The sequence below is a fragment of the Mesorhizobium sp. genome (assembly GCF_004962925.1).
GTDB lineage: Bacteria > Pseudomonadota > Alphaproteobacteria > Rhizobiales > Rhizobiaceae > Mesorhizobium.
On the sequence record NZ_SUEO01000196.1, the window covers coordinates 292 to 4,424 of the forward strand.

Below are 4,133 nucleotides of genomic sequence, written 5' to 3' on the forward strand. Positions count from 1 at the left end.
TTGCCGGGCTGATCGTCAAAGGCGGCGGCCATGGCATGGCCGCCGGCATCACGGTGGAGCGGGCGAAACTTGGCGCGCTCCGGGCGTTCTTCGAGGAACGAGCGGCGGCCGATGTGTTCCGGCTGCAGGGCGAAGAAAGCCTGGCGATCGACGGTGCGCTGGCCGCCGAGGGTGCAACGCTCGGCCTGCTCGATGCACTGGAGAAAGCCGGCCCGTTCGGCGCCGGGCATGTCGCGCCGGTCTTCGCGCTGCCGCGCCATCGCCTTGCCGATGCAAGGCCGGTCGGCACCAATCACATCCGCGCCGAGTTGCAGTCGGAAAGCGGCGGCCGCATCCAGGCGATCGCGTTTCGCGCCGTCGATACGGCGCTCGGCGAATTCCTGTTCAAGAACAGGGGCAAGCCGGTGCATGTCGCCGGTTCGCTGTCGGGCAATCACTGGAACGGCAACCGCACGGTGCAGTTCCGCATCGTCGATGCCGCACGCGCCTGAGCATCGTTTCCCGCTTTGCTGCGCGGACCTTCGATTCGGGATCGTGGCTTAGGCCAGAACCGCCTGCAGCCGGGCCAGCTCGCCGATCTGGGCCATCGTCACCTGATAACCGATGCGGATCGCCTCGTCGGCGCGGTGGAATTCGGTCAGGCCGATATGGCTGAGCTTGGGCTGCAGCGACATATCAGGCGGGTCGCCGGCGAGCCGCGCACGCGAAATACGGTCCTGGATGATGTTGAAGGCTTCGACCATAACGCCGGTGATGCCGAGCCGTGTTTGGTACTGGTGCCCCGCGTCGAACAGGCCGGGCCTTGGCGCATCCTTTTCGATGACCAGTTCGCCGGCGCTGTGCTTGATGACGGCGGCGCGGCCGAACAGATCATAGTGAAGGTTCACCGCGACGACGAGCGGCTGCTCATAAGCGCGGCAGACCGAGACCGGCACCGGATTGACCAGCGCGCCGTCGACCAGCACGCGGCCGTTGCAAGTGACCGGTTCAAAAACGCCGGGCAGTGCATAGGAGGCGCGCATGGCCGTGATCAGTGAGCCGCCCGACAGCCAGATTTCATGGCCGGTGCGGATCTCCGAGGTGACGCAGACGAAAGGCTTGGGCAGATCCTCGAACCGGATGCCGGCCATATGCTCGCGCAGCCGTGCGTCGAGCTTCATGCCGCCGAACAGCCCGCTGCCGCGCAGATTGAGATCGAGAAGTCCAAAAATGCGCCGCTTGGTCAGGCTTCGGGCGAATTCTTCCAGCTCGTCCAGCTTGCCGGCAAGGTAGCAGCCGCCGACCAGCGCGCCGATCGAGGTGCCGGCGATCATCGACACTTCGATGCCGGCTTCGTCGAGCGCCCGCAGCACGCCGATATGGGCCCAGCCGCGCGCGCAGCCGCCGCCCAATGCCAGCGAAATGCCTGTTTTCTTGGCGGGGTTCGTTTCGGATGCGCCGGCGGACGATGACAGGCCATTGGCCTCTCGAACGTCCAGTCTGTTGCGCGATGACGCCCATTCGAGCATCACAATCTCCCTTGTCCGACGGCCAACATAGAGGCTGGCAGTATCGAAATCATGAATATACGTGGTTGCAGTTCGGCGAATGGTTCATTTAGATGGTTCACGGGGCTTTCGATACGTTTCTTCCGCATCGAACAGCGGCTTGCTGCCGTCGCTGGCAAGCGTCCCCTTGCCGTCGATCAGCCCCACCGTCCGATAAAAGCAAGAACGCCGGCCGGTGTGGCAGGTTGCGTCGTGGCCCATCACTTTGACGCGCAACCATATGGCATCTTGGTCACAATCCGTGAGCATCTCGACGACATTCTGGACGTTCCCGGACGTTTCGCCCTTCTTCCACAGAGCGCTGCGCGAGCGCGACCAGTAATGGGCGATGCCGGTTTCCAGCGTCAGCGCCAGCACTTCGGCGTTCATATGCGCGACCATCAGCAGCATGCCGTCTTCGGCATCCGTAACGACGACGGTGACGAGGCCGCTGGCGTCGAAGCGCGGCGAAAAGACCGTACTCTCTTCCAGTGCTTTCTTGTCTGATGGAGCTTTCGGAAATTCCACTGCCGACATCGCCGGTCCTTGTTCAGAGCCTCGCCCATTCCGATAGGATCGAAATGGGCGAGGCTCTGGCTTCTTGTTTGGCCATGATCTTACCCGAGAACCGGTTCCCACTTCTCGGGATCATGGCTGGCGACCGGCGAGGCTCGTTCAGCCCCTGCCGCCGCGCACCATGGTGACGAAACGGACCTGTTCCTCGGGCGTGTCCTTGAAGACACCGGTGAAGGTCGAGGTCAGCGTCGTAGAGCCCTCCTTGCGGATGCCGCGCATGGCCATGCACATATGCTCGGCTTCGAGCATGACCGCGACGCCGCGCGGATTGAGCACATCCTGGATGACGCCGGCGATCTGTGCGGTCATGGCTTCCTGGGTCTGCAGGCGCTGGGCGAAGATATCGACGACGCGCGCGATTTTGGACAGGCCGACAACCTTGCCGTCCGGCAAATAGCCGACATGCACCTTGCCGATGATCGGCACCATGTGGTGCTCGCAATGCGAATGGAATGTTATATCCTTGACGAGGACGAGGTCGTCATAGCCGGCGACTTCCTCGAAGGTGCGGCCGAGTTCCTCGGCCGGGCACTTGTCGTAGCCGCCGAACATTTCGCGATAGGCCTTCACCACACGCTTTGGCGTATCGACCAGGCCCTCCCGGTCCGGATTGTCGCCGGCCCAGCGCAACAGCGTGCGAACCGCGGCCTCGGCTTCGGCTTCGCTCGGCCGGTCGGTGACCGGCTTTTCCAGATAGGCGGAGGGGGGCATGAATTTCTTGATGACGGCATCCATAAAGGCGTCTCCCGTAGTTCCTCTCTCAGGAGGAACGAGTTGAACGGACCACGACCTTTCGGGTGTTAGAAACGTGCCCAGTTTCCAGCCCGTAAGCGGCGTGAACATGTTTGGGCAAAAACGAAGGCCTTGGGTTGCCTTGTCGATGCCCGAGTACCACCATTATATATGATCGTGTCGAGCGAAAGGAAGACCGTCAGCGGCAATCGCTGTTCGCTCGGCGGCGACGGATTGGAAAAATATGATCGACGATGTCTACAATGCGAAAATTCTGGGATTTGCCGGGAATATCGCGCGGATCGGCCGGCTCGACCATCCCGATGCAACAGCGCGCGCGCATTCCAAGCTGTGCGGCTCGACCGTGACCGTCGATCTGAAGATGGATGACGGCGTCGTCACCGATTTCGCCCATGACGTCAAAGCCTGCGCGCTTGGCCAGGCGTCGTCCTCGATCATGGCGCAGCATGTCATCGGCGCCAGCGCGGATGAATTGCGCAGCGTTCGCGAGACGATGCTGAAGATGCTGAAGGAAAACGGCGCGCCGCCCGAAGGCCGCTTCGCCGACCTCAGATATCTCGAACCGGTGCGCGACTATAAGGCGCGCCATGCCTCGACCATGCTGACCTTCGATGCCGTGGTCGACGCGATCGGCCAGATCGAGAAGAAGCGCGCCGAACAGGCGGCTTAAACTTCTGCAAGAAAACGCCGGTTTTCGGCGAATTCCGCCCGGATCCAGTCGGCAAAGGCCCTGGCCGGCTCGGAAAGGTCGTTCAGGCTTCTGGCCACCAGCCAATAGGCACCGGACGCGACGTCGATGTCGAAAGGTTTGATCAGCGCGCCGGACGCAAGTTCTTCGCCGATCTGCAAAAGATCGCCCAGCGCGACACCATGTCCAAGCAAGGCTGCCTGCTTCGAAAGCGAAGCATCCGCCAGCATCGGGCCACGCGCAGGCACGGCTTCAGCGGTCACGCCGGCCGCTTCGAACCAGCGCGCCCAGCCCTGACGGCTTTCTTCGTGCAGCAATGTATAGCGACCAAGGTCGATCGGCTTTTCCAAAGCGGGGCCGGATGCAAGAAGCGCCGGCGACAGAACCGGTGAATCGACGACCGAGGCAAGCTGTTCGGCCTCGCTGCGTGGCCATGTGGTGGCGTGCGCGCTAAAGCGTAAGGCAAGTTCGGGCTGATCGCTGCGGAATTCTATTAACCTCGGGTCGACCTCAAGGGAAACGTCGATATCGGGTCGCAACTCGCGAAATCGGTTGAGCCGCGGCACCAGCCATACGGATGCAAGCGACGG

5 protein-coding genes and 1 pseudogene are annotated in these 4,133 nt (G+C 62.4%); 2 read left to right on the forward strand and 4 right to left on the reverse strand.

Annotated features, from left to right (window positions below):
* Positions 1 to 491 (forward strand): annotated as a pseudogene (locus E5W87_RS28020) (single-stranded-DNA-specific exonuclease RecJ); the annotation flags it as partial.
* 48 nt (positions 492 to 539) lie between these two features.
* On the opposite strand, the gene E5W87_RS28025 reads toward E5W87_RS28020, so the two are convergent.
* The 3 genes from E5W87_RS28025 to folE all read right to left on the reverse strand — a co-directional run bounded on the left by E5W87_RS28025 (position 540) and on the right by folE (position 2,837).
* On the reverse strand, positions 540 to 1,508 hold the full coding sequence (locus tag E5W87_RS28025) for a patatin family protein (RefSeq protein ID WP_292404916.1): 969 nt from the start codon (positions 1,506 to 1,508) through the stop codon (positions 540 to 542).
* Between the two features lie 84 nt (positions 1,509 to 1,592).
* Positions 1,593 to 2,063 (reverse strand): phosphoribosyl-AMP cyclohydrolase, encoded by a 471-nt coding sequence (gene hisI, locus E5W87_RS28030; RefSeq protein ID WP_292404918.1) that lies wholly within the window; start codon positions 2,061 to 2,063, stop codon positions 1,593 to 1,595.
* A gap of 138 nt (positions 2,064 to 2,201) precedes the next feature.
* Complete coding sequence (folE, locus tag E5W87_RS28035; RefSeq protein ID WP_292404920.1) at positions 2,202 to 2,837, reverse strand: GTP cyclohydrolase I FolE; 636 nt, start codon at positions 2,835 to 2,837, stop codon at positions 2,202 to 2,204.
* Between the two features lie 241 nt (positions 2,838 to 3,078).
* On the opposite strand from folE, the gene E5W87_RS28040 reads away from it, so the two are divergent.
* Positions 3,079 to 3,525 carry an iron-sulfur cluster assembly scaffold protein gene (locus E5W87_RS28040; protein WP_065009453.1) on the forward strand — a complete coding sequence of 149 codons (447 nt, stop codon included), beginning with the start codon at positions 3,079 to 3,081 and terminating at the stop codon, positions 3,523 to 3,525.
* Here E5W87_RS28040 and E5W87_RS28045 read toward each other — a convergent pair.
* Positions 3,522 to 4,133: LysR substrate-binding domain-containing protein (locus tag E5W87_RS28045; RefSeq protein ID WP_292404922.1), on the reverse strand; the 612-nt coding region annotated here is incomplete at its 5' end. The two genes, E5W87_RS28040 and E5W87_RS28045, sit on opposite strands and share 4 nt — an antisense overlap.